We start from the raw sequence: 23,356 nt of genomic DNA, 5'->3' as shown, positions 1-23,356 counted from the left end.
CATTGCATTCTTTTCTCGCTTTTCCAGTAGAACGAGATCAGCAATGCTTTCCTTAATAATGTCAGCATATTTCATACGTAAATATACGACTTTTTATTTTGAAATTAGTATTATATTGAAGTCTGTTTTTGTATATTTGGTAAGCATAGCTTTTAAATTTACTAAAATATGGATCGCATTGTAATTGAAGTGGAGGATCGCGTAGCACGAAAGTGGCGTGATGCTGCCCCTGAAGTGAAAGATCAGGTCGGTAAAGATCTTGGGAAAAAGCTGGATGAAATTTTGGATGGTAACAGGGAGAGAGATCTAGATTTTAATCTAAAACTGGCAAGACAGGAAGCGGCTTCAAATGGTCTTACAGAAGAGATTCTTCAGAAATTGTTAAATGAAGAGTGATTATCTGTTTATTCTTGATACGAATACTATTATAAGTGCATTTCTAGTAGGGGGTTCTGTACCTGCTTCTGCCTTTGATAAAGCAAGAAAAGATGGACTGGTAATTGTGTGCAAAGAGATATACAACGAAATATCCAGTGTCTTAATGCGCCCAAAATTTGATAAGTATCTCAGTATTTCCAGAAGAATTTCACTTCTGGAAGATTTTAGGGATTCTGTAGCTTTTATAGAGGCTGATGAATTAGTCTCTGTTTGTCGTGATCCAAAAGATGATATTTATCTCTCCCTGACTGTTTCTGCAAACGCCACATGTATAATAACCGGAGATAAAGATCTCCTTGTGCTAGATCCTTTCAGAAACATCCCTATCTTGAATGCATCTGATTTTCTGAGTCAGTTTTGAAATAAAATAAAAACGGCCTGCAAATTCATTCGGAACTTGCAGGCCATTTTTTATATAAATCAGGAGGTTATCCCAATTGATTGATGCAGTTCAGGTCTTCGAATGCAAGTTTCAAACGAGCAATCATGCTTTCCTCTCCTTTACGCAGCCATACACGTGGATCATAATATTTTTTGTTTGGAGAATCTGCTCCTTCCGGGTTTCCAAGCTGAGTCTGAAGGTATCCTTCTTTGTCTTTATAATAACCCAAAATTCCTTCCCATGTAGACCATTGCATATCGGTATCAATGTTCATTTTGATAGCACCATATTCAATAGCCTCACGAATTTCTTCACGAGATGATCCTGATCCACCGTGGAATACGAAGTTTACAGGAAGATCGCCTGTTCCGAATTTCTGTTTGATGAAATCCTGAGAATTGCGAAGAATTTTCGGCTCCAGTTTCACATTACCTGGCTTGTATACACCGTGAACATTACCAAATGCAGCTGCAATGGTAAAGTTTGGAGAAATTTTAAGCAACTCTTCGTAAGCGTAAGCAACTTCTTCAGGTTGTGTATAAAGTTTAGAGCTGTCAACGTCTGTGTTATCCACACCGTCTTCTTCTCCACCAGTTACGCCCAACTCGATTTCGATTGTCATGCCCATTTTGGCCATACGTTCGAAATATTTAGCCGAGATTTCAATATTTTCTTCCAAAGGCTCTTCTGAAAGATCCAGCATGTGAGAGCTGTACAGAGGAACACCATATTGGTCAAAATGTCTTTCACCAGCTTCCAATAAACCATCTATCCATGGAAGTAGTTTTTTAGCGCAGTGATCAGTATGTAAAATAACAGGAACACCATACAATGCAGCCATTTGGTGAACGTGCTGCGCACCTGAAATACCACCAGCTATTGCTGATTGCTGATTTGCATTTGAAAGGCTTTTTCCTGCGAAGAAGCTCGCACCACCGTTAGAGAACTGAACGATAACAGGGCTGTTTACTGCCTTGGCAGTTTCCAGAACTGCATTTACAGAATTGGTACCTACAACGTTAACTGCCGGAAGGGCATAGTTATTTTCATTAGCGTGGCGGAAGATTTCGCTCACTCCGTCACCGGTAACAACACCAGGTGCAAAGCGTTTTGTGGTTTCGCTCATAGTAAAATAGGATATTTTTTCAAGAAATAATTTTACAATTCAGATATTCGAGCTGAATCGTGCGGGAAACGCTGCAAGTTAGGTATTTTACAGAAATTGATGTGAAAATACGTAGGTTATTATAGCAAGTGCAGAAGATTGGTTTGCTTTCCGGCATTTTAAACCAATCTGCGTATCTTTGAGAATCATTGAAAACGTAAAACGGCGACTGCTATTTTATGATTGAATAGATCCTGATCAGAATATGAATTTTAAGCTTGTCAAAACAATACTATTAGCTCTTTCCCTTGGTTTTTTCGCAGTCTGGGTATTAGAATTTCGTCGTGCCGGAATGTTTGAAAGCTACTGGCTGCTTCTTCTAAGTGTTATGTGCCTTCTTGTTTTTCAGTTTCGTCGCCTTAAAGCTTCTATGGAATTAAAGAAAAAGCAAACTGAGGAAATAGAAAACCAAAAGCTTTCTTCATCGAAACCAGCGAAAAAATGATCCTTCTCTTTATTTCTTCGATTGTGTTTTTTGTATTGGCCGGTTATTACGGAGCGGTTCGGTCAGTGCTGTTGGATATCTCTATTGACCGGTATTCACTGAGACACGAGAAATCGGAGGAAATGTATCAGACACTTTACTGGCGTAGAATCCTGAGAATGTTGCGTTTGCTCGTGATCGCTTTAGGCTGTTTTTCTGCGGCAGGATTCGTATACACGGCATTCATTACGGAAGGTGGATTTGGTGAAGACTTTGTCCTCTTTGTATTATTCTTCATTCTGGCTGCGTTTTGGATGTTATCCTACACAGGTTGGGTGAAAGTAGGAAGGAGCTTTCCAAATCTGCTTGGACTCAGCTCAATGGTGGTTCGTTTTGGAGAATGGCTTATGACGCCACTTTACTGGATGGTGGAGCCTTTTGTGAAAGAAAATATTTTGTCATCCTCATTGCGGGACGACGCCATATCTGCGGACGATCCCGACTTCGACGATCACAGTCTGGAAGAGCGTATGTTTATTAACGCTCTGGATTTTAAGGATCTAAGGATTCGTGATTGCATGATTCCGCGTACGGAAATTTCGGCAGTTAACGTTAATGCTGGCATTGAAGATCTTCGCAGAACGTTTTTATCAAGCGGGCATTCAAAAATCATTGTCCATCGTGATTCTGTCGATGACGTACTCGGCTATTGTCATGCTTTGTCGTTGTTTAAAAAACCAAAGGATATCAGCAGTATTATTACGCCGATTCTTATTGTTCCGGAGGCAATGCCAGCCCGCGACCTGATGTTACGTTTTTTGGAAGAGCGGCGTAGCATAGCACTGGTGGTTGACGAATTTGGTGGTACATCGGGGCTTGTAAGTGTTGAGGATGTAGTGGAGCAAATTTTTGGGGAAATTCAGGATGAATATGATTCAACCGAAGATTGGACAGAAAAGGAGATTGATCCGCAGACATACATTCTCAGCGCCCGACACGAAATAGACTATCTGAATGAAAAGTATGGCTGGGAGTTGCCGGAAGGAGACTACGATACGCTGGCAGGGATGATCATTCATCACCACGGCGATTTACCTGATGTAAATGACACGCTTGAATTGCCTCCATATTCCTTCCAGGTAGTGTCAATGCAGGATACCAGAATTGAGTTGGTAAGGTTGAAGATTGAGGAGAGGAGTGAGGGATTAAGAGTTAAGAGTTAGGAATTAAGAATTAAGAATAGCCTGAAAGGCTAATATATCTCTGCGCAGGGCAGCGCCCTGCTGGATTAATAAATGAGAATAGTTGAAAATTACAGCTGAAAATATTGGTAAAAAGTTTGTCAGGGAATGGATATTCCGAAACGCAAGTTTTGATATTCTTGCGGGAGAGAAATATACATTCGTAGGACCAAACGGAAGCGGAAAATCGACGCTTTTACAGATGCTCACCGGCATGTTCCCGGCTTCTGAAGGGGCGATCAGTTATATTGATGATAATGGGAAACCTGTAGATGAAGATCAATGGTACAAACATATTATTATCGCTGCGCCTTATCTGGAACTGATTGAAGAATTGACGCTCCGCGAACTTGTTCAGTTTCATTCCAGTTTCAAACCTTTGAAAAACGGCATATCTCTCGAAGAATTTGAGGATTTTATACAGCTATCTCATGCCAGTGGGAAGCTGATCCGGCATTTTTCCTCAGGTATGAAGCAGAGGCTGAAGCTGGGTCTGGCGTTTATGTCCGATGTCCCGATTATATTTCTGGATGAACCAACAACCAATTTGGATGCGAATGGTTTTCAGTGGTATATTGATAACGTTATAAAACATACCGCAAACCAGACGCTCCTGCTTGGCTCAAACGTAAAGCAGGAATATGATTTTTGTGACAATATAATTTCTGTTACTGCCTTCAAATAGACTTTTAAAAAAGTGGGAAAGCATGATTAAAAAAATACTGTTTCTCCTGATTTTAACTTTTTACTCCATCGCCGTTCGGGCGGGAGGTATGTATTTCGTTCAAAATAAAGGCCAGTGGGATGCTGATGTACTCTTTCGTACAGATGTACCCGGTGGCTTTTTGTTTTTGAAGAAACAGTCATTTGTTTATACTTTCTATGATGCTTCCAGAATAGCTACATTGCATGGCAAGGGAACAGGAACTGTTGATAGTAACCTGAGAGCAACTGATGTGAACACAATCACAGCACATGGTGTGGAAGTGAAAATGGTTGGCTCATCTGCTACTACCATGCTCAAACCCAGTAAACCTGTACAAACCAGATTCAGCTACTTTTTAGGTGAAGGAGCTTCTGCAGGAGATGTACAGGGATTCGAAGAAGTAATGTATGAAAATATTTATCCGGGTATTAACCTGAGAATATATATGCATAATGCAGTGCTGAAGTATGAGTTTATTGTAGGTGCGGATGCCAGGGTAGGAGATATAGCAATGAAATATGAAGGGGCTTCTGATTTGGCTCTTAATGGTGAAGGCCAGGTTGTAGTAAAAACCCCTTTATCAACATTTAAAGAGAATGTGCCTTATTCATTTCAAAAGCGAAAGGAGAAAACGGTAGAAATAAAATCCGGATTTTCTTTGAAAGATGGTAATACTCTTTCTTTTCTGTTACCAGATGGTTACGACAAATCACAAAGTCTGATTATAGACCCGGAGTTAATTTTTTCAACCTATTCGGGTTCTACTGCCGACAACTGGGGCCATACCGCAACCTACGACGACGAAGGAAACCTGTACTCAGCCGGAACGGTATTCGGGACAAATTTTCCGGCTACTACCGGAGCCTTTCAAGTAAGATTCCAGGGATTGGTAGATGTAGCGGTCATGAAATTCAGTCCTGACGGAAGTAACTTATTGTATGCTACTTATCTGGGTGGAAGTAGTACCGACATTCCCAATAGTCTGGTTGTCAACAGTAAAAAGGAGCTGATTATTCTGGGTACAACCTCATCCCGTAATTTTCCGGTAAGTAATTCTGCTTTTCAGAAAGAGTTTGGAGGTGGTTCTGCTGTGGTTCCGATTTCAGGACTAAACCTGCCCAATGGTAGTGATATTTTTATGGCAAAGCTATCGGCAGATGGTAAGCAATTACTTGCGTCCAGTTATCTTGGCGGTAGCGGGAATGATGGTTTGACTTCAGAAACCGGAGTTACTGTAAAGAATTATGGAGATAGCTTCAGAGGTGAGGTTGTAGTAGATAAGGATGATCAGATTTACGCAGTTACGTCTACGAATTCCGGAAATTTCCCCCTTCGCAACGCTGATAAAATGACGCTCTCTGGGCGACAAGATGGCGTTTTGTTCAAGTTTTCGTCTAATTTGGAATCTCTGTTGTGGAGTACTTACCTGGGCGGTGACGGGCACGACGCTGCTTTCTCTCTTAAAGTAACAGCTACAGGTGATGTATATGTGGCTGGCATTACCCAAAGTAAAGATCTTAAAGCACATACCTCTGCTTATCAGACTTCCCTGAAAGGTACGGAAGATGGTTTTATTGCCAGGTACACCGGTCAGAAATTAACAAACCTGAGTTATCTGGGAACTGATAAGGAAGATGGAGCCTATTTATTGGATCTGGATCAAACCGGGAATGTGTATGTATACGGGACAACGTACGGTACCTATCCTGTCAGTTCCGGAGTGTATAGCAATGCAGGTAGCGGTCAGTTTATTCATGCGCTGGATGCGGGACTTTCGAAGACTGTACTTTCTGCCGTAATCGGTTCGGGAAGGGGAGTTCCGGATATTTCGCCAACAGCTTTTTTGGTCAATGAATGTGGAAATATTTATATCGCTGGCTGGGGTGGGGATGTTAACGTTGTCTCATCTCATAATGCGGCAAGCAGTACAAGAGGGCTGCCGGTTACAACGGATGCGATTCAGCGACAAACCAGTGGTAACAACTTCTATATAGCCATTCTGGAAGAAGGTGCCAAATCCTTACTTTATGCTACTTTTTTTGGAAGCCTGAATACGAGTGCGCAGGGTGATCATGTCGATGGAGGTACAAGCCGGTTTGATAAAAATGGTGTGATTTATCACGCAACCTGTGCTTGTGGAGGAAGTAATTTTCCGGTAACGCCTCAGGCTTGGTCAAGAACAAACCGCAGCGAGAATTGTAATAATGCTGCATTCAAGATTGATATAGATCATCTGAAAGCCGACTTTGATGTTTATCAGGGTGATACCAAAGATGTATTGAAAGGCTGTGCTCCGCTTGCATTGTCATTTGCAAATATGAGTGAAGGTGGAGTCGATTATATCTGGGATGTGAACGGTAGTACTATTTCACGGGAAGAAGGCGGAGCTGAGTTTGTGTTCAGAAATCCGGGTGAATATACGGTTACACTCCGGGCATATAATCGGCTGTCGTGTAAACGAATGGATGTGGCTCAGAAGAAAATCGTGGTAGAAAGCATCAACGCAACTGTTTCCAGAGACACTACAGTGTGTGAAAATTCTACGTTACAACTTCGTGCATCAGGAGGAGCAACTTATAAATGGACACCGTCCACTGATATGGTCAATCCGGAAACAGCGAACCCAACGATTACAGTTACTGAAAATGGCACATATAAAGTCGAAATCAGTAGTGCAGCAGGGTGTAAGGTGGAACGAGAGGTGAAGGTGAGCGTGGAGAAAAAGAATGATTTTGTGGCTATGCCTGATGTTGAAATTTGTGCGGGTTCGACAACTACATTGACCGTTACCGGCGAGGCAGCCAGGTATCGCTGGCTGGCGGTTGCAGGTTTTCCTGAGACCGTAGGGAAAACAGTAAAGGTAAATCCAACTGTTACGACAACTTATACAATTGAAGGAGTCTATGCGGATGGTTGCAGACCATTACGCCAGATTACAGTTCGCGTAGATCGCTCCTTTGAGCCTGATTTTGAAATTGTAAGATCAGGTGAAACGTGTAATGAACCTTTCAGTTATGGACTTCGTAATCAGGGATCGGAGTCTTTGCAGTATGAATGGAACATGGGCGTGGGTAGTGTGTTATCCGATTTACACGTTGAAAATTTTGTTTATGATTCTCCTGGTGCCTATGCTGTAACGCTGACTGCCTATAATGCTGCCGGTTGTGCGTTGTCAGTTACGAAGCAGTTACAGGCAGAACCGCCATTTATTCTTTCTAATGTCATCACACCTAATGGCGACGGGAAAAATGATTTTTTTGTGGTACCTATTGCGGGTTCTTCACTAGAAGTGTACAACCGCTGGGGTAAGAAAATTTTTACCAATCCCGATTACAAAAATGATTGGGGGAAGGGAATTTCCAATGGAACCTACTTTTATGTAGTGGATACACCCAATGGCAGACATTGTAAAGGGTGGCTCGAAGTATTGGAGTAAGTTGATAATGAACGATATTGCTCCAATTATTTTTGGATCACCTTATTTATATTAATTTTACATAAGCAAACAAATCAAATACATTTAAGATGAAAAAAATATTCACAATCTTATTCTTTATCACTGCATTAGCAACAGCGCAGGCACAGAATGAAGATAGTTTCGGGAAGAAAATTGATGATAAAAAAGCCATTGCTGCCACTGCACTTCCTGCCAAAATGGGCAAAGATGAGAAAATGAATGCGAAGGTAACAGGTACTGTGGAGTCGGTTTGCCAGGTAAAAGGTTGCTGGATGAAGGTGAAGCTTGACAATGGCGAGACGATGAGAGTGATGTTCAAAGATTATGGATTCTTTGTACCGAAGGATATATCCGGGAAGACAGTTGTATTTGAAGGGGAAGCGCAGAAGAAACTGGTTCCTGTTGAGCACTTGCAGCACTATGCACAGGATGCAGGTAAGAGTAAAGAGGAAATAGCTAAAATCACAGAACCAAAGCAAGAGCTTACATTTATTGCCGATGGCGTTTTGGTAAAATAAATATTGCCGCCCAAGTGGGTATTAATAGATTTGAGGGCACTTTTGTAGCAATACAATGGTGCCTTTTTTATGCCTTTCAGAATTCTGTTTATCTGCTTCTTGCTGCTGATAAAAAGCAGCTACTCATTTTCTCAAACTGATTCGACCAGATGGTGGAACCCGCAGTCTGCTGCATTTACTGTTTTGGAAGGGCAAGCCTGGCCGAAAGAAATAAAGAATCCCTATGACCGGCTACCGGCGAGAGCCGAGAAGGATGTCAGAAAAGAAGTGTGGAATCTGTCGCGACAATCGGCGGGTTTGATGATTCGGTTCCGTTCTAATTCATCACGTATAAAAGTCCGGTATCAGGTAAACGGAGCCCATGCTTTACCTCACATGCCGGCAACGGGTGTCAGCGGAGTTGACCTGTATGCTGTTTCCAGCGACGGGGATAAGTTGTGGTGTGCCGGTAAATATGCCTTCAAGGATACCATTTCCTATGATTTTCAAAATCTGAATCCCAACGATCAGTACCACAAACATGGTCGGGAATACAGATTGTATTTGCCCTTATATAACAGTGTAAAATGGCTGGAAATAGGAGTAGAACAAAATGCTGAATTCACCGCATTACCTGTACGCCCCGACAAACCAATTGTTGCTTACGGGACGTCGATCATGCAGGGTGCCTGCGCATCACGCCCGGGGATGGCGTGGACCTCAATACTCAGCAGGAATATGGATAGGCAGTTGATCAATCTGGGTTTTTCCGGTAATGGGAAACTGGAAAAGGAAGTAATGGATCTGGTGGCAGAAGTAGATGCAGCAGTATATATCCTGGATTGCCTGCCCAATCTGACTATTCGTACAGAGGCCACTTATAACATGACTGCGGAAGAGGTGAGCACCAGGATCAGGAACGCAGTTTATTTGCTTAAAAAGAAGCACCCGGCTACGCCTGTTGCGTTGGCAGGGCATCCTGGTTGTACGGATGGGAATATTAATCCAACCCGACTTAAATATTGCGAAGATGCCAATCGGGTATTAATTGAAACTTTCGCGCAGCTGAAAGCGGAGGGAATTCAGGATCTGTACATGATTCCCAGCGATGCGTTTGAACAAGGGATTGAAACTATGGTGGATGGTACACATCCGACGGACCTTGGAATGATGCTGTATGCAAAAGGATATGAAAAACACCTGCGATCTATATTAAATGAATTCTCGGGGAATCTGGTTACTACTATTCCAAGAACACAGCTTCGGGAGTTGAACAATTATGATTGGGAAATCAGGCACGGTGAGATTCTGTCGCTCAACAGAACGAACCCTCCAAAAATAGTTTTGATGGGAAATTCGATCACCCATTTCTGGGGCGGTACGCCGAAAGGTCCCAGGGCAGTATCCGACATATCATTGCTCAATACTTTTGGTAAAAGTAAAGTGACTAATGCTGGTTACGGTTGGGATCGCATTGAGAATGTGTTATGGAGGGTACATCACGGTGAGCTGGACGGATATGTCGCTAATCAGCTGTTTGTGAATATCGGTACCAATAACCTTCAGTATAATACAGATGAGGAAATCGTGGCTGGCTGGGAGCAACTGATACAAGCTATTAAACAGCGGCAACCAACGGCTGAGCTTTGGATGCTGGGAATTTATCCAAGAAGGAATCAGGAAGATCGTGTATCAAACCTCAATAGCAAGCTTGCACGTTTATGCGGAGATCAGAATGTCCGCTACATGAATCCGGGGAAAGTATTCTTGATGGCCGATGGAAAAATAAATGAAAGTCTTTTATCCGACGGCCTTCACCCGAATGACAAAGGCTACCAGTTATTAGGAGCAGCAATCAAACCCTTTGTGAAATAATATCAGAGGACAGAACCGATACCAAAAAGAATAACAAACAGTAATGTTGACAACGCCATCTGCTTCAGATAAGGATCGAGTTCGCTGGCTTTGGTCAGCCTTGTAACGGCTAATCCATTTTTTATAAATAACGGGAAACTGAGCAAAAACAGCAAACCAGTGTAGGCAGAGAAATGCTGGATGGCATAAATGGTGATACAGAGCATACCAGTGATCAGGATAAACCAGTGGTAGACTACGGCTTTTGATCGGCCCAGTCTTACAGGAATTGAATTTTTTCCCGTTGCCCTGTCCGACTCTATATCTCTGATATTATTGATATTCAAAACGCCTACTGCGAAAAGTCCGCAGCTGCTGGCGGGTAGTAGTAAATTCCAGTCCCATACAAGCGTATGCAGGTAGCTGCTACCAATTACGCCCACCCATCCGAAGAAAATTAACACTGATAAATCACCCAGTCCGACATAGCCATAAGGACGTTTTCCTGCCGTGTAGGTAATTGCCGCAATGATACATGCGATACCGATACCCAGAAATATCCAGAAGGTATTGGCAGGTGCATTTTTAAGAGCAATCGCCAGCAACGACAGGCCCGAAGCCAACGATAATACTGAGAAAAGAATGATTGCCTTTAGCATAGCAGAAGCTGGAATCTCACCTGAATGTACAGCGCGTTTGGGGCCTTCCCGCAGCTCGGTATCCTTGCCGTTTACGGCATCACCATAGTCATTGGCAAAGTTAGAAAGCACCTGCAGAAATATAGTGGTCAGAACACTGAGCAGAGCTACTGTCCAGCTAAAAGTACCGGTAGAGGAAGCAAGAAAACTTCCCATCAGAATACAGGAAAGTGAAAGGGGGAGTGTACGGGGGCGGGCAGCCTCAATCCAGGATTTCATTCTTATTCTATCAAAACTTAATTACCTAAAAACCCACAGCTTTCTACTAAAGATCAGCGCTGTGGGTTTCATTTTAATACATATCAGGATGCTTCACTCAGATACCAACTGCTTTCAGGAATTCAGCATCAGTAGGAAGAATCTTTGAAGCGAAAAAGTCGGTCAGTTCACCTTTTTCGTTAATTACATATTTGCAAAAGTTCCAGGTTGGTTCTTTGTCATTCCATCCGTTCAAATCTTTTGAGCTCAACCATTTGTAAAGAGGAGCCTTGTTTTCACCTTTTACTTCCACTTTTTCGAACATCGGGAAAGTTACGCCGTAGGTAGCTGAGCAAAACGTAGCGATTTCTTCACTCGTACCAGGTTCCTGTCCCCCAAAATTGTTAGAAGGAAAACCAAGTACAACAACCTTGTCACCATGTTCTTTATTGAATTTTTCCCAGTCGGCATACTGCTTGGTGTATCCGCATTTAGAAGCAACATTCAGTATCACTACCTTTTTTCCTTTGTACTGGCTCAGATCTACCGTTTTGTCGCCAACAAGCGATTTAACTTTGAAATCATAAAGCGTTTGTTTAGCAACAGCATCTGCAGGTCTGTGAGCGATTTCGCTCTTGTCCGCAAAAATGCCGGTAATCAATGATGTAATCATGATAAATAGCGTCTTTAAAAAGTCCATAATAATTACAATATTAAGTTAAGCGTGAAATACATTTTAGGATTCACTACATTCTTTCCGGCACTTCTATTCCCAATAACTCCAAAGCGTGGTGAATCGTTTCCGAAACTACTTTTGACAGCGCAATTCTGAACTTAACAGCTTCAGGATTCGGATCAGAGAAGATTGAAACCTCAGCGTAAAACTGGTTGTACGTCTTCGCGAGCTCGAATGCATACAGGGAAATGACCGACGGAGCAAACTCATTGGCCGCAGCTGCTACGCGGTTCGGATATTGCGAAAGAGCAAAAATCAACTCACGTTCCGCAGCATGCATCTCGTAAGTTTCCGAAGGTATGCTGCCAGCCAGCTCCGCCTGTTCTGCTTTTCTGATGATCGAACGGATACGAGCATAGGTATACTGAATAAAAGGTCCTGTATGGCCCTGGAAGTCTATTGATTCCTCAGGGTTGAACAGCATCCGTTTCTTCGGATCCACTTTAAGCAGGAAATATTTCAAAGCTCCAAGTGCCAGTTGGTCATAAAGACGAACTGCTTCTTCACTCTGGAAATCATCAATTTTACCTAGTTCCTGTGTTCTGGTGGCGGCAGTCTGAATCATCTGTGATACCAGTTCATCTGCATCTACAACAGTACCTTCACGGGATTTCATCTTTCCTGACGGCAAATCCACCATCCCGTAGCTGATATGGTAGCAACCTTCGGCGTAGGTACGTCCCAGGCGCTTCAGAATCGCGAATAACACCTTGAAATGATAATCCTGCTCATTTCCAACAACCCATAGGTAACGGTTGTTGTGGAAATCGCTGTTTTTGAGTTCAGTCGTACCCAAATCCTGCGTAATGTAAACCGAAGTTCCATCACTACGAAGCACCAGCTTCTCGTCCAATCCTTCTTCTTTCAGGTCAATCCATACAGAGTTATCTTCTTTTTTGAAGAAAACACCATTTTGTAATCCTTCTTCGATAATGTCCTTACCGAGCAGATACGTATTGGATTCGTAATAAGTTTTATCGAAAGAAACACCGATTTTATCGTAGGTCTGGCGGAAACCGTCATATACCCAGCCGTTCATTTTGTTCCAAAGGTCAACAGTCTCTTTGTCGCCGTTTTCCCACAGAACCAACAGACGTTGAGCTTCAAGCATCCACGGCGCTTTTTTCCCAGCCACTTCCTCAGTCAATCCTTCTGCTACAAGCTGTTTAATCTGCGCTTTGTATTCCTTATCAAACTGAACATAGTATTTCCCTGCCAGGTGATCCCCTTTCAATCCTGACGATTCAGGTGTTTCACCATTCCCTAACTCGCGGTAAGCTAGCATCGACTTACAAATATGTATACCGCGGTCATTAACCAGACAAGTCTTGATCACATCATAGCCACTTGCTTTTAATATGCGTGACAGTGAGTCCCCGAGGAAATTGTTACGCAAGTGCCCAAGGTGCAATGGCTTATTGGTATTCGGTGAAGAAAATTCCACCATCACAGATTGCCCGTTTGACGGAAACGTGCCAAATACCGGAGCCGATTCAATATCGCTGAACAGGTTGCGCCAGGTGACGTCAGACAAGCTGAGGTTAAGGAATCCCTGTACAACATTGAAATGTGAGACTACAGAGGAGTTTTCCTGTAAATCAGCGCCAATAATTTGTCCGATTTCGGCGGGAGCACGACGGGCAGCTTTACTTAAAGAAAATGTTACAAACGTGTAAAATCCTTCAAATTCCTTTTTGGTAGGTTGTAAAATGATGTCATCTGCAACCACCTCGAAGTTTTTCAGGATTGCTTTTTTTATGTCTTCTTTTAGAATTGCTTCAATCGTCATGAAAAATATTTTAAATTGAAATTCAGTGTCTTTGGAAATTTAGGGTAGATTTCTCTAATTTTTTATTTGAATAAAAATATTAGTGGGTTTGATATGAATCTTATCCTTTTTGATGCAAAATTAGGGTAAATATTGAACTGACTTGCACCCCTGCTAAATAAGTTGTGAAACATAACAGTATCAGGAAGCGGAATTGCTCCGGATGATTCATTTTTCTGCTGATATGCGTTCACCGTACGTTAAACGACTATTGTAAAATGAACAGATATTTTACGGTTCATATTTTTCTTGTAACCTTTCTCCTCAGCGGGATACTATCTCTACGCACTGCCTACGGCCAGTTGCAGCAAAGTGACCGACTCGAAATTCCGGCAGCCTCTTTTTCCAACGAACAGTTTGAAGTGATCAGTCTTGGGGAAGAAGGGCTCTTGTCTGTAATCAGGGGAGATCCGTTCTCGCACAGAAGTGAGCAATGGCAATTTGTCCGGTACGATACCACCATGACGGCCGTCTGGACGAATGCCTATAAGGTAGATTTTCGATATATTCCCGTGATGGCGTATAAAGCCGAGCACTTTGGTTACTGGCTTTTTGCTGAGCCGGATACGGATCATTTTCTTTTTCTGCAATTGAATTTCGGCGACGGTACCATTGATATACACAAGGGAAACCTGCTGGCGGGCGTGGATGTGCAGCAATTTAAGGTATTAGGGAGTAAAGCGTTGGTGTCGGGCTATTATCGTTCGCGCCCGGTTGTGTTGGTGCATTCGTTCTTCGATCACACCACAAGAGTATTGCCGGGACTATATGAAAAAAATACAGAGCTCAACAATGTAGATATCAATGAACAGGAAGGTTACATTAATGTGATTACGTACGCCTACAGGAAGAAAAACTGTGTTTTTGAGATCAAAACATACAATTATGAAGGTAAGCTACTGAAGAAGACTTCACTTAGTGACGAAAAATACAGCTTCATTTCCGGGCAGATTGTTCCTCTGAACCCTGATGACAGTTATCTGATCGGAAATTATTCAGTAGGGTGTACACCTTATTCGCAGGGATTGTACGTGACGCACGTAAGTCATAATGAACCCGAGAAACCGCAGTTTATTGAATTTTCGGAATTGCAGAATTTCTTTAATTACATGAAGCCTAAGCGCCGGGAGAAGATGAAAGAGCGCATAGGCAAGCGGAAAAGTATGGGTAAGGAAAACCGTTTCCGGTATCGACTGCTGGTTCATGAACTCATACAGAGTGAGGATGAAATTGTACTGGTCGCAGAGGTGTATTATCCCAATCAAAAATCAACTTACAGCCCGATCGTATCCAGCGGTTTGAGCAGGCCGTATGCAGCCCGTTCTATTGAAGGATACCGCTACACACATGCCATTGTGTGTGCGTTTGATAAGAACGGCAAGTTTAAATGGGATAACTGTATACCTATCAAAGACCTGACAAGCTTTGACTTGCAGGAAATGGTGCAGGTGACAAAGGTGGACGACTATTTTGTGCTTGCCTATCCGCAGGAAGGAGAAATACACACAGAAGTAATCAGCCGGAATAAAGTAGTTGTGGAAAGCGAAAAGTTCAAGATTGATACGAAAAGGGAAGGTATGAAAGTGCTGAATGATGATGACAGTTACTTACTTCCCTGGTATGGTCAGTATTTTATTGCCTACGGTATGCAACGACTGGGTGCTTCGTCAGCTTCTCTTGGAAAAGAGGTGTTCTATGTAAATAAATTAAACTATAAAACGGAAGATATCGGCAAAGATCTGAATCCGGGAGAAGATGAGCGCCCGAAATAACATTCAGGCATGATCTCCGGGATTTGTTGATTTGGATGGAGGATTTTTAATCGACCATCCAGATATGATCAGCTGCAAATCCCTGCTCTTTCCATTCAACGAGTACGCGCTGGCTTTCAAGTGTGCTCACTTTCATGCCCACGTAATCGGGTTCGATGGGTAATTCCCGGTTGTAGCCACGGTCAATCAAAACGAGAAGTTCTACAGTTTTAGGTCTTCCGAAAGCAGTCATTGCATCAAGTGCAGCGCGAACCATTCTTCCGCTGGCCAATACGTCATCAATCAATATCACACGTTTTCCCTCAATAATGAAAGGGACATTGGTCTTATTCGGAAGTAGGGGGGTATCACGGCGGCGAAAGTCGTCACGATAAAAAGTGGCATCCAGATGGCCGATCTGAATATCAGCTCCGGTTACTTTCCGGAGTTCTGCAATGACACGCTCTGCAAAGTAGATTCCACGCGGCTGCAATCCCATAACAACAGTGTTTGAGAAATCCTGATGATTCTCAATAAGTTGCTGGCATAACCGGCTGGTCATAATTTCGAGCAGGGGGCTGCTCAGTATTAGTCTTTTTTGTGGCGTCATACAATTTGCCTGAATTTGAGCCTAAATTAACGTCACATTTATCAAATCAAAAACTTTTCTGACGATTAGATTTGTTAATTTATTTCGGAATGAGTTTATCTATTGGCTTATTTTGTATCTTAAAATACGACGAACTAGCTTATATTAAATGAAATATCTTATTGCAGGTCTGGGCAATATTGGCCCTGAATACGCTCTTACACGTCACAATGCCGGTTTTATGGTGCTCGACAGGCTTGCGGCAAATCACGGGTTTACGTTCTCCTTTGAAAAACTGGCTTTTGTGGCAGAATGGAAGCACAAAGGGCGTCAATTCTATTTTATCAAACCAACTACCTTCATGAACCTGAGTGGCAAGGCAATCCGCTACTATATGGACTACTACAAGATAGCGCCTGAAAATCTTTTAGTGGTAGTGGACGAGTTGCAGCTTGACTTCGGAACGCTCCGCTTAAAGCCGAAAGGGAGCCACGGCGGACAGAATGGCTTGCGAAACATTGAAGAGGTTTTGGGCAACCAGAATTACGCGCGCCTGCGAATCGGAATCGGGAATAATTTTCCACGGGGCAGACAGGTAGATTATGTTCTGAAACCGTTTTCAAAAGAAGAAATGTCAGATTTACCCTTAATTTTAGACAAGGCTGGTGAAATGGTAATTTCTTATTGTACTTTGGGGGTACAGGCGACAATGAATAATTATAATCAATGATTGTATTATTTAATGAATTTATAATTATTTCAAGATTTTAATAAATTTTGTAAAATCATATTTGTTACAAATTTTGTATTTAATAATTACACTTTCACTTTATTTAATTGGTTTAATTTGAGGTGTATATGTATAATGTTCCAAATATTGTTCTGTTAGTGTAAATTATGCGTATTTGTAATTATAAAATTTATATTGATCTTTGTATCACCTTTTAATGAGCACGGAATTGAATAAAAACATGACCGGCAAATTTTGGTTAAAAGGCAGATCAGAACCAGTAGAAAAAGGAATATGATGTTTTCTAATAGAGTGATGATCTGAAAAGGAATAGAGCTCGTATATGGATGTGTGGCCTACCCCTTTTGAGAATAAATCGAACTTTATTGTTAAATTGTTAGTTACTTTTAGTCAATAATCGACGTCAGAAGTCGCAACTGGAATAATTTTTTGAAATTCTGTTCAAATTATCTGAGAGAAAGAAAGTAGTTACTGAAAGCTGGTTGCTTAATAGGAATATTTCAAAAAAGTAACTGTTGAAACAAAGTTTGTTTTGCTTAATATAAGAAGATATATACAGGTTGTCTGAAAGGAGGGTCTGATGAAGATAGTAAAGAAAAGAAAAGGTTAAGGGTTTAGGAATAGTCAGTATAAAGCCATCTCATTTGAGGTGGCTTTATCTTTTTATGGGCTCAGCCCAAACCTCCACACGACGATTCAGTTGTTTTTGTGATTCTGATTTGTTCATGTAGCTCGGGCGGGCGGATCCGTAACCAGCACCATCAATACGATCAGAAGGGATTCCCTTACCTGCCAGATAAGTCTTAACCGACTCAACGCGCTGGCGGGACAAATCTACATTTTTATCAAAATTTCCAATGTTGTCGGTATGACCTTTCAATACAATTTTCAAATCGGGACGTTTGTTGAAATAATCTACCATTGCATCCAGTTTCGCTTTGGCGTCGTCCGGAAGCACTTCGCTGCTTTGTCCGAAAAACATGGTTATAACGGGCTGTTCGTACGATTCTGCCGATAAGTTAAAGAGCGATTTCACTTCCTGAGATTTACCACCGGTTTTCACCGACATACTCTTGCTGTCAAATCCTATGGCTTCAACGGAGATATGATAAGTTTCATAAGGCGGTAGCTGCACCTGATAGGTGCCATCCGTAGTTTTTGTATTGGCAACAACGGTTTCGTCCTTCGCCTTTCGTACTGAAACATTGGCATCGTTAATAGGTTTCAGGTTTTGGCTGTTGTATACTTTACCGGTAACTGTTACCAGATTTGAATTTACTTTCGGTTCTTCTTTAGCGGGCTCTTGTATTGGTTCCGGATCCTTCTCCTTTTCAGCCACCGGCTCAACCGGCGGTTTTGTTTTCATGAGGGATTGGTAGCTGCGCCGGATAAATACAGGTGTCATTACTCTGTCATATACCCTGATCAGGGCGACAGATCCTGAGCTGGCTTCATGGTTAGCCACCAGATCATCCTGAAAAAGATTCAGCAGCTGATCCTGATCTAACATGCCTTCGGTACCCGGGTCTTTGAATTCCAGTTTTTCAATACCGTTGATGTACATCTTAATTTTCTTCGTCTCAAAGTCTCTGGAATATACATAATGCAGATACTGATTGCGGCGAACAGGCGCCTTTTCACTGATCGCAAAATCGTAAAAATTCAGTTTCCCGTCATAGATATAGCATCCATAATCACTTTTTCTGTTTTTGAAGTCCAGCACACGTTTCCAGCTGCTGAGAGAATCCATTTTGAAATACAATTCTACAGTGAAGGATTTGCTTAAAAATCCCTTTGCTTCGGTATTGTCAAACTGTAGTCCGCTATTTGTCTCAAATCGGTAAGTAGTTCGAAATAGGCCTTCAGTGCCCGGAATGGGTTCTTTTACATATTTGCCAGGCTGCCCGAGTACCTTTAGTTTAGTGCCGCCACTTTCGATTGGAGTCAACCCATTATTGAAATCGTAAGTCCATTGACTCTGCGAAACAGCAGGCGCTCCGGAAAGCAGTAACAGCAGGAAACATAGCCATGCTGCATTTATTTTGTAATTCATTTTCAAAAATATGAAAACTGTAAGTGCAAGCCGAAAAGCAACGTTTATTTTTGAGGCAAAATCAGTTTTACTTGTGAGAAATATCGGTATAGGTGTTGTTTTTTCCATTCTGTGGGCTTCGGCTTCAGTTGCTACTAAGTTTGGTGTTCAGTCGGCAACTCCGCTGATATTGGCTAATGTTCGTTTTTTTATTGCCGGAATTTTGCTGCTGGGCTTTTCCTATGCTTTTAACAAAGGAGAAAATTATCGCTTGCCTTCCCGAAGGGAGTTTTTTCAGCTTGCATTATTCGGCTTTCTCAATACAACGCTTTATCTCGGCCTCTACGTGTACGCGATGAAATATACTGCTGCGGGAATTGGCAGCCTTGCGGTATCGACCAATCCGCTGATCATCGTGTTGTTGTCGGCATGGTGGCTTAAACGTGTTCCCGGATGGGACGAATGGCTTGGTATCGCCCTTGGAATGGCGGGAATTGGCATCGCTACATATCCGTTGTTGGAAAACAGCCATACCACTCCTCTGGGAATCATTCTGCTATTGATCAGTATGGTTGCAGTCTCTGCAGCAAGTGTTTATTACGCGAGCATAAAATGGGAATTACCTAATCTGCTCATTAATGGGTGGCAGGTGTTTTTGGGAGGCGTTTTTCTTCTTCCTGCTACAGTCTTCCTGGCCGATTTTTCTGCTACCAGCTGGGATATGCAGTTTTGGGGATCGGTATTGTGGTTGAGTCTGGCGGTATCAGTTGTGGGGTTAATTTGTTGGTTTCACCTGTTACGGGTGGATACATTGAAGGCTTCATTATGGCTTTTCCTCTGCCCTCTGTTCGGATTTATATTTGCCTGGTGGCTCATGGACGAACCAATTACAATTTATACCGTGATCGGAACTTTGCTTGTGGTAGGAGGACTATATGCCGGTCAGCGTGAGAAACTGAATCGGAGCAACAGTTGAAACATCAAAAATCTGCTGCTCCGGTCCATGAGGTCAATCAACTTCGATTTCTCCCTGCAGATACAATCTGGCTTGCCCTGTAATGTTCACGCGATCCCCTGCAAGTTCGCATTTCAGGTATCCTCCACGCTTCGAAAGCTGTTTGGCTGTCAGTATATTTTTGGAAAGTTTCTCGGCCCAATAGGGAATTAGTGTCGTATGAGCCGAGCCTGTTACCGGATCTTCGTCGATTCCGGATTGTGGTGCGAAAAAGCGGGAAACAAAATCAACATCTTCACCCGCAGCTGTTACAATAATCCCACGGGCAGGAATGGTTGAAAGAACGATAATGTCAAAGTCCAGGTTTTTAACATCTTCTTCTGAATCGAGAACCACCAGATAATCTGTTTTACCTTTATATACCTCAGCCAAATTATTATTGATACTTTCAACCAAGGCAGGAGGTGGGACTGCAATCTGATATTGGTCAATCGGGAAATTCAGTGTCAGCCAGCCATATTCAAGGGTAACAGTCAATTCACCACTTCTGGTAAAGAAGCTAATCTGCTGTCTTTCCTCTTTTTGTATATTGAAAATCACATAGGCAGCTGCCAGCGTTGCATGACCGCAAAGATCCACTTCTATAGTAGGAGTAAACCAGCGCAAATCAAATCCTGCTTCATTTTTTACATAGAAAGCTGTTTCTGCCAGATTATTCTCTGCTGCTATATGAAGCATGGTTTCATCAGAAAGCCATTCGTTCAAAGGAACAACAGCCGCCGGATTTCCACAAAAAAGTTTATCTGTAAAAGCGTCGACGTGATAGATCGGTAATTTCATAAAGTAGCTACAGATGGTGGTACGTGTGTACCAAGGTATTAAAAATATTTCCTATTCAACGAAGTCGCACATTGGAAATTTTAAGATTCTTATTAGAAATAGATAAAAAAATCAGATCCGACTAGCGTTTTCGGTTCTTCATTCTAAGGTAAACGCCATTGGTCCAGCCAAATCCTTCCTGAATCTCATATTCCCCTCCACCGGCAATCAGATTGGTATCAGATACGTTATATTTTTCCAATAGCTTGCCGGAATGCTTAAACTCCTTCTCTATTAACGTCAGCCATTCTGCGCTGAGTTCATTTGCAGTTCTGTGAAAATTATAATTTCGAAGACCACGGTAGGTTATCCATTGTAAAGGAGCCCATCCATTAGGCGCATCCCATTGCTGTCCGGACTTCACAAGTGTGGTAAGCAGCCCGCCGGATTTCAGGAAATTCAGCCGTATATAAGCCCTGATATAATGTGACTGAGTTTTGTTTGCCAGTTTGAAAAAAAGAGGAAATGTTCCGGCCAGTGTAATGGCACTCGTGAATTTTTTTCTCTTGAAATCATAATCCATATAATAGTTGCGCAGTCCGTCCCAGAAATAGGTCTGGATGGCCTCGCAACGATCTTTGGCCAGCTGCACGTACTTATAATGAAGGTCGAATTGATCGTTCAGGAAGTAGGCTTCTGCAAGAGTTTTCTCCAGATTGTACATCAGGCAGTTCAGGTCTACCGGTAGTATGTCCGTCGTATGAATGGAAGCAAAATCCGTTTCATCTTTGAACCACCTGCTGCTAAAATCCCAGCCTGATTCAGCTGCAGCACGTATATGTCTGTAGATTTCTTCTTTGGAAGTCCGGAATTTTTCTTCAGCTTCCTCGGCGAGCTCTACATCTTCTCCGTACGACTCAGGACGTGGCGTGGCCTTGTCATCCCAGTAACGGTTGAGCCTGGCACCTGATGGCAGGTTAACTACGCGACGATAAGCCGTGAATGGTTCAGTGAGGTTGTCACTTCCATCCATCCAGTAATCATATTCCTTCTGAAGCTGGTTCAGATAGCGCTTCAACACTTTCTTTCCCTCCATTTCACTAAACAGATTGACCATCAGAGAAAAGAATGGTGGCTGCGAGCGGCTCAGATAATACGTACGATTTGCAGTGGGAATATATCCCAAAGTGTCGATCAGATAAGAAAAATTATTGATCATACTTTCGATGAGATCCCCTCGCTTCGCCTCCTTGAGACCCAGCATTGTAAAGTAGCTATCCCAATAGTATATTTCTCTGAAGCGTCCACCGGGCACTACGTAAGCATAGGGCAGGGGGATCAGTGACCCTCCGCGTTCCTGGCTTTCTGGCTGCCGTGTGAGTACATTCCATAAACTTTGGATATGTATTTCCGCTGTATCGCCTTTAACGGGCTCGAACTCGGACTTGATCTCCGCAGCGGGGCGGAAATGATCGTGTACAAATTCTTTAAGGTCGAAGTCGGGGCTATTTTTTTGCTGGTAATATTGCTCTATAATCCAGACAGGATCTTCCAGCGGAATACAATCTGCAAAGGTTTTTGAATCCGTGAATATGTGAGCATTCTGGACATCCCGGAAAAGGTTTCCATATAAATCTTCCGGTGATATGTAAGATTGACCATAAGTAAAGGCCGGTGCGATAAATCCGTACACTATGCTGTTTTTAAAGGGTTCTTACAATAAATTGAAAGGTCAATAACGCAGAGCGATTGACAATGTTGCCCGGTAGCTGTAATAACTACCGGCTCACCGTATACTTATAATTTCATGCCAAAAGTGCTATTTCACTTCTGTAAAAGTTAATTTGGTAAGTTTTAATGCACTTTCAATCAGCTGAATTTCAATACCCAAAATGCCGGCTTCTGCAACTGCATCTATTTTCTCTGTATCGTCGGTAGGCATGTGGTAGTCATCGTGTCCGCCGGTATGAAAAAATAATACAGGAATCTGTTTTGCATAAAACGATCCGTGGTCCGACCCGCCGCTGCCAGCTCTATCTGTACCAAATTTTATATCACTTTTTATAGTTTTAAAAATCTCCGGCCATTCAGAAGCTGTTCCGTAGCCCCCGATACCCACGCCCCGTTCTGCATTGTATCTGCCAATCATATCCATATTTGACATAAAATTAATGCTGCCTAGTGGTATCGTGGGATTGTTTACAAAATGCTTAGATCCAAGAAGACCGAGTTCTTCAGCGCCAAATGCAATAAACAGAAAGTTGCAAGTCTCTTTGACATCGTTTTGAGAAAAGTACCTTGCGAGTTCGAGTAGTCCGGCCACACCTGAAGCGTTGTCATCAGCCCCGTTATGGATTTGTCCTTCCGGGTTTTTATCTTTTGAACTACCCTGTCTGCCCATGCCCAGGTGATCAAAGTGAGCACCGATGACAACGGTATACGGAGCGCCGTTATCCAAAAAACCGATCACATTTCTTGTTTCCCTCAGACTGTCCGGAACCACTACACGCCGCACTTTTGCGATAAAAGGCTGATAGTAACCTTCCGTTCCTTTAGGAGTTAAATTGTACTTTTTGAACTGCTTCGCCACATATTTTGCAGCCTTTTCATTTTCCCTACTGCCGGTTCCCCGCCCTTTCATCTTGTCGGATGCGAGGTAGCTGATGTGTTTGACGATGTTGGAGGGAGAGGGTTGAATGGATTGAGAAATGCAAATTGATGGGATGGCAAAAGCCAATGAGATAAGAAAAAGCTTCATTCAAACGTTTGAAAATAGTATATAAATGGTTGGTTCAATACGAGTAAACTAAGCCTGCCATGCGACTTCAGCATACC

At 42.5% G+C, this 23,356-nt stretch carries 20 protein-coding genes; 11 read left to right on the top strand and 9 right to left on the bottom strand.

The window, feature by feature from the left end:
* Positions 1–168: 168 nt before the first annotated feature.
* Positions 169–396 carry a hypothetical protein gene (locus tag DSL64_RS14495; RefSeq protein WP_115831620.1) on the top strand — a complete coding sequence of 76 codons (228 nt, stop codon included), beginning with the start codon at positions 169–171 and terminating at the stop codon, positions 394–396.
* Positions 386–799, top strand: coding sequence for a putative toxin-antitoxin system toxin component, PIN family (locus DSL64_RS14490; RefSeq protein WP_115831619.1), 414 nt, complete (start codon positions 386–388; stop codon positions 797–799). The genes DSL64_RS14495 and DSL64_RS14490 overlap by 11 nt, the downstream gene beginning before the upstream one ends.
* A gap of 67 nt (positions 800–866) precedes the next feature.
* Here DSL64_RS14490 and fbaA read toward each other — a convergent pair whose 3' ends face one another.
* A complete protein-coding gene (gene fbaA, locus DSL64_RS14485; RefSeq protein ID WP_115831618.1) occupies positions 867–1,946 on the bottom strand; it encodes a class II fructose-bisphosphate aldolase in 1,080 nt (359 codons plus the stop codon).
* Positions 1,947–2,190: 244 nt separating this feature from the next.
* Here fbaA and DSL64_RS14480 point away from each other — a divergent pair, with 244 nt between their 5' ends.
* The 6 genes from DSL64_RS14480 (at position 2,191) to DSL64_RS14455 (ending at position 10,185) form a co-directional block, all read left to right on the top strand.
* Positions 2,191–2,430, top strand: a complete 240-nt coding sequence (locus tag DSL64_RS14480) for a hypothetical protein (RefSeq protein ID WP_115831617.1) — start codon at positions 2,191–2,193, stop codon at positions 2,428–2,430.
* Positions 2,427–3,632 carry a hemolysin family protein gene (locus DSL64_RS14475; RefSeq protein WP_115831616.1) on the top strand — a complete coding sequence of 402 codons (1,206 nt, stop codon included), beginning with the start codon at positions 2,427–2,429 and terminating at the stop codon, positions 3,630–3,632. Before DSL64_RS14480 ends, DSL64_RS14475 begins: the two co-directional genes overlap by 4 nt.
* 82 nt (positions 3,633–3,714) lie before the next feature.
* Positions 3,715–4,335, top strand: a complete 621-nt coding sequence (locus tag DSL64_RS14470; RefSeq protein ID WP_115831615.1) for an ABC transporter ATP-binding protein — start codon at positions 3,715–3,717, stop codon at positions 4,333–4,335.
* Positions 4,336–4,357: 22 nt separating this feature from the next.
* Positions 4,358–7,792 carry a T9SS type B sorting domain-containing protein gene (locus DSL64_RS14465; protein WP_229217092.1) on the top strand — a complete coding sequence of 1,145 codons (3,435 nt, stop codon included), beginning with the start codon at positions 4,358–4,360 and terminating at the stop codon, positions 7,790–7,792.
* An 89-nt stretch (positions 7,793–7,881) separates the two neighbouring features.
* The gene (locus DSL64_RS14460; RefSeq protein WP_115831614.1) at positions 7,882–8,331 is read left to right on the top strand and encodes a DUF4920 domain-containing protein; all 450 of its coding nucleotides are present in this window, start codon (positions 7,882–7,884) and stop codon (positions 8,329–8,331) included.
* Positions 8,332–8,400: 69 nt separating this feature from the next.
* Entirely contained in the window at positions 8,401–10,185 is a 1,785-nt protein-coding gene (locus DSL64_RS14455) for an SGNH/GDSL hydrolase family protein (protein WP_115831613.1), read from the top strand.
* A 2-nt stretch (positions 10,186–10,187) separates the two neighbouring features.
* Here the strand turns inward: DSL64_RS14455 and DSL64_RS14450 are convergent, their stop codons facing one another.
* The 3 genes from DSL64_RS14450 to argS all read right to left on the bottom strand — a co-directional run bounded on the left by DSL64_RS14450 (position 10,188) and on the right by argS (position 13,585).
* A complete protein-coding gene (locus DSL64_RS14450) occupies positions 10,188–11,081 on the bottom strand; it encodes a 1,4-dihydroxy-2-naphthoate polyprenyltransferase (protein ID WP_115831612.1) in 894 nt (297 codons plus the stop codon).
* A 97-nt stretch (positions 11,082–11,178) separates the two neighbouring features.
* Positions 11,179–11,733 (bottom strand): glutathione peroxidase, encoded by a 555-nt coding sequence (locus tag DSL64_RS14445; RefSeq protein ID WP_229217091.1) that lies wholly within the window; start codon positions 11,731–11,733, stop codon positions 11,179–11,181.
* A 73-nt stretch (positions 11,734–11,806) separates the two neighbouring features.
* On the bottom strand, positions 11,807–13,585 hold the full coding sequence (gene argS / locus DSL64_RS14440) for an arginine--tRNA ligase (RefSeq protein ID WP_115831610.1): 1,779 nt from the start codon (positions 13,583–13,585) through the stop codon (positions 11,807–11,809).
* A 257-nt stretch (positions 13,586–13,842) separates the two neighbouring features.
* On the opposite strand from argS, the gene DSL64_RS14435 reads away from it, so the two are divergent.
* Complete coding sequence (locus DSL64_RS14435) at positions 13,843–15,396, top strand: hypothetical protein (protein WP_229217090.1); 1,554 nt, start codon at positions 13,843–13,845, stop codon at positions 15,394–15,396.
* 46 nt (positions 15,397–15,442) lie between these two features.
* Here DSL64_RS14435 and pyrR read toward each other — a convergent pair whose 3' ends face one another.
* Complete coding sequence (gene pyrR / locus DSL64_RS14430; RefSeq protein ID WP_115831609.1) at positions 15,443–15,985, bottom strand: bifunctional pyr operon transcriptional regulator/uracil phosphoribosyltransferase PyrR; 543 nt, start codon at positions 15,983–15,985, stop codon at positions 15,443–15,445.
* Positions 15,986–16,133: 148 nt separating this feature from the next.
* Between pyrR and pth the strand changes: the two genes are divergently transcribed.
* Positions 16,134–16,694, top strand: a complete 561-nt coding sequence (gene pth, locus DSL64_RS14425) for an aminoacyl-tRNA hydrolase (RefSeq protein ID WP_115831608.1) — start codon at positions 16,134–16,136, stop codon at positions 16,692–16,694.
* Between the two features lie 676 nt (positions 16,695–17,370).
* Here the strand turns inward: pth and DSL64_RS14420 are convergent.
* Entirely contained in the window at positions 17,371–18,768 is a 1,398-nt protein-coding gene (locus DSL64_RS14420; RefSeq protein WP_115831607.1) for an OmpA family protein, read from the bottom strand.
* 73 nt (positions 18,769–18,841) lie between these two features.
* Between DSL64_RS14420 and DSL64_RS14415 the strand changes: the two genes are divergently transcribed.
* Positions 18,842–19,723, top strand: coding sequence for a DMT family transporter (locus DSL64_RS14415; RefSeq protein ID WP_115831636.1), 882 nt, complete (start codon positions 18,842–18,844; stop codon positions 19,721–19,723).
* A gap of 33 nt (positions 19,724–19,756) precedes the next feature.
* On the opposite strand, the gene DSL64_RS14410 is transcribed toward DSL64_RS14415, so the two are convergent.
* The 3 genes from DSL64_RS14410 to DSL64_RS14400 all read right to left on the bottom strand — a co-directional run bounded on the left by DSL64_RS14410 (position 19,757) and on the right by DSL64_RS14400 (position 23,279).
* Positions 19,757–20,542: a PhzF family protein gene (locus DSL64_RS14410; protein ID WP_115831606.1), complete on the bottom strand. Its 786-nt coding sequence runs from the start codon at positions 20,540–20,542 to the stop codon at positions 19,757–19,759.
* 121 nt (positions 20,543–20,663) lie between these two features.
* Positions 20,664–22,214 (bottom strand): alpha,alpha-trehalase TreA, encoded by a 1,551-nt coding sequence (gene treA, locus DSL64_RS14405; RefSeq protein ID WP_115831605.1) that lies wholly within the window; start codon positions 22,212–22,214, stop codon positions 20,664–20,666.
* Between the two features lie 126 nt (positions 22,215–22,340).
* Positions 22,341–23,279 carry a M20/M25/M40 family metallo-hydrolase gene (locus DSL64_RS14400; RefSeq protein WP_115831604.1) on the bottom strand — a complete coding sequence of 313 codons (939 nt, stop codon included), beginning with the start codon at positions 23,277–23,279 and terminating at the stop codon, positions 22,341–22,343.
* Positions 23,280–23,356 lie beyond the last annotated feature (77 nt).

Origin of the sequence: Dyadobacter luteus, assembly GCF_003383615.1 — a bacterium.
GTDB lineage: Bacteria > Bacteroidota > Bacteroidia > Cytophagales > Spirosomataceae > Dyadobacter > Dyadobacter luteus.
The sequence above is the reverse complement of the archived record's forward strand: the minus strand, read 5'-3'. Positions and strand labels throughout refer to the sequence as shown.

What these genes read in the sequence shown, in the direction of transcription:
- DSL64_RS14495 (WP_115831620.1), top strand. Translation starts at nt 169, where the DNA reads ATGGATCGCATTGTAATTGAAGTGGAGGATCGCGTAGCACGAAAGTGG.
- DSL64_RS14490 (WP_115831619.1), top strand. Translation starts at nt 386, where the DNA reads ATGAAGAGTGATTATCTGTTTATTCTTGATACGAATACTATTATAAGT.
- fbaA (WP_115831618.1), bottom strand. Translation starts at nt 1,946, where the DNA reads ATGAGCGAAACCACAAAACGCTTTGCACCTGGTGTTGTTACCGGTGAC.
- DSL64_RS14480 (WP_115831617.1), top strand. Translation starts at nt 2,191, where the DNA reads ATGAATTTTAAGCTTGTCAAAACAATACTATTAGCTCTTTCCCTTGGT.
- DSL64_RS14475 (WP_115831616.1), top strand. Translation starts at nt 2,427, where the DNA reads ATGATCCTTCTCTTTATTTCTTCGATTGTGTTTTTTGTATTGGCCGGT.
- DSL64_RS14465 (WP_229217092.1), top strand. Translation starts at nt 4,358, where the DNA reads ATGATTAAAAAAATACTGTTTCTCCTGATTTTAACTTTTTACTCCATC.
- DSL64_RS14460 (WP_115831614.1), top strand. Translation starts at nt 7,882, where the DNA reads ATGAAAAAAATATTCACAATCTTATTCTTTATCACTGCATTAGCAACA.
- DSL64_RS14455 (WP_115831613.1), top strand. Translation starts at nt 8,401, where the DNA reads ATGCCTTTCAGAATTCTGTTTATCTGCTTCTTGCTGCTGATAAAAAGC.
- DSL64_RS14450 (WP_115831612.1), bottom strand. Translation starts at nt 11,081, where the DNA reads ATGAAATCCTGGATTGAGGCTGCCCGCCCCCGTACACTCCCCCTTTCA.
- DSL64_RS14445 (WP_229217091.1), bottom strand. Translation starts at nt 11,733, where the DNA reads ATGATTACATCATTGATTACCGGCATTTTTGCGGACAAGAGCGAAATC.
- argS (WP_115831610.1), bottom strand. Translation starts at nt 13,585, where the DNA reads ATGACGATTGAAGCAATTCTAAAAGAAGACATAAAAAAAGCAATCCTG.
- DSL64_RS14435 (WP_229217090.1), top strand. Translation starts at nt 13,843, where the DNA reads ATGAACAGATATTTTACGGTTCATATTTTTCTTGTAACCTTTCTCCTC.
- pyrR (WP_115831609.1), bottom strand. Translation starts at nt 15,985, where the DNA reads ATGACGCCACAAAAAAGACTAATACTGAGCAGCCCCCTGCTCGAAATT.
- pth (WP_115831608.1), top strand. Translation starts at nt 16,134, where the DNA reads ATGAAATATCTTATTGCAGGTCTGGGCAATATTGGCCCTGAATACGCT.
- DSL64_RS14420 (WP_115831607.1), bottom strand. Translation starts at nt 18,768, where the DNA reads ATGAATTACAAAATAAATGCAGCATGGCTATGTTTCCTGCTGTTACTG.
- DSL64_RS14410 (WP_115831606.1), bottom strand. Translation starts at nt 20,542, where the DNA reads ATGAAATTACCGATCTATCACGTCGACGCTTTTACAGATAAACTTTTT.
- DSL64_RS14400 (WP_115831604.1), bottom strand. Translation starts at nt 23,279, where the DNA reads ATGAAGCTTTTTCTTATCTCATTGGCTTTTGCCATCCCATCAATTTGC.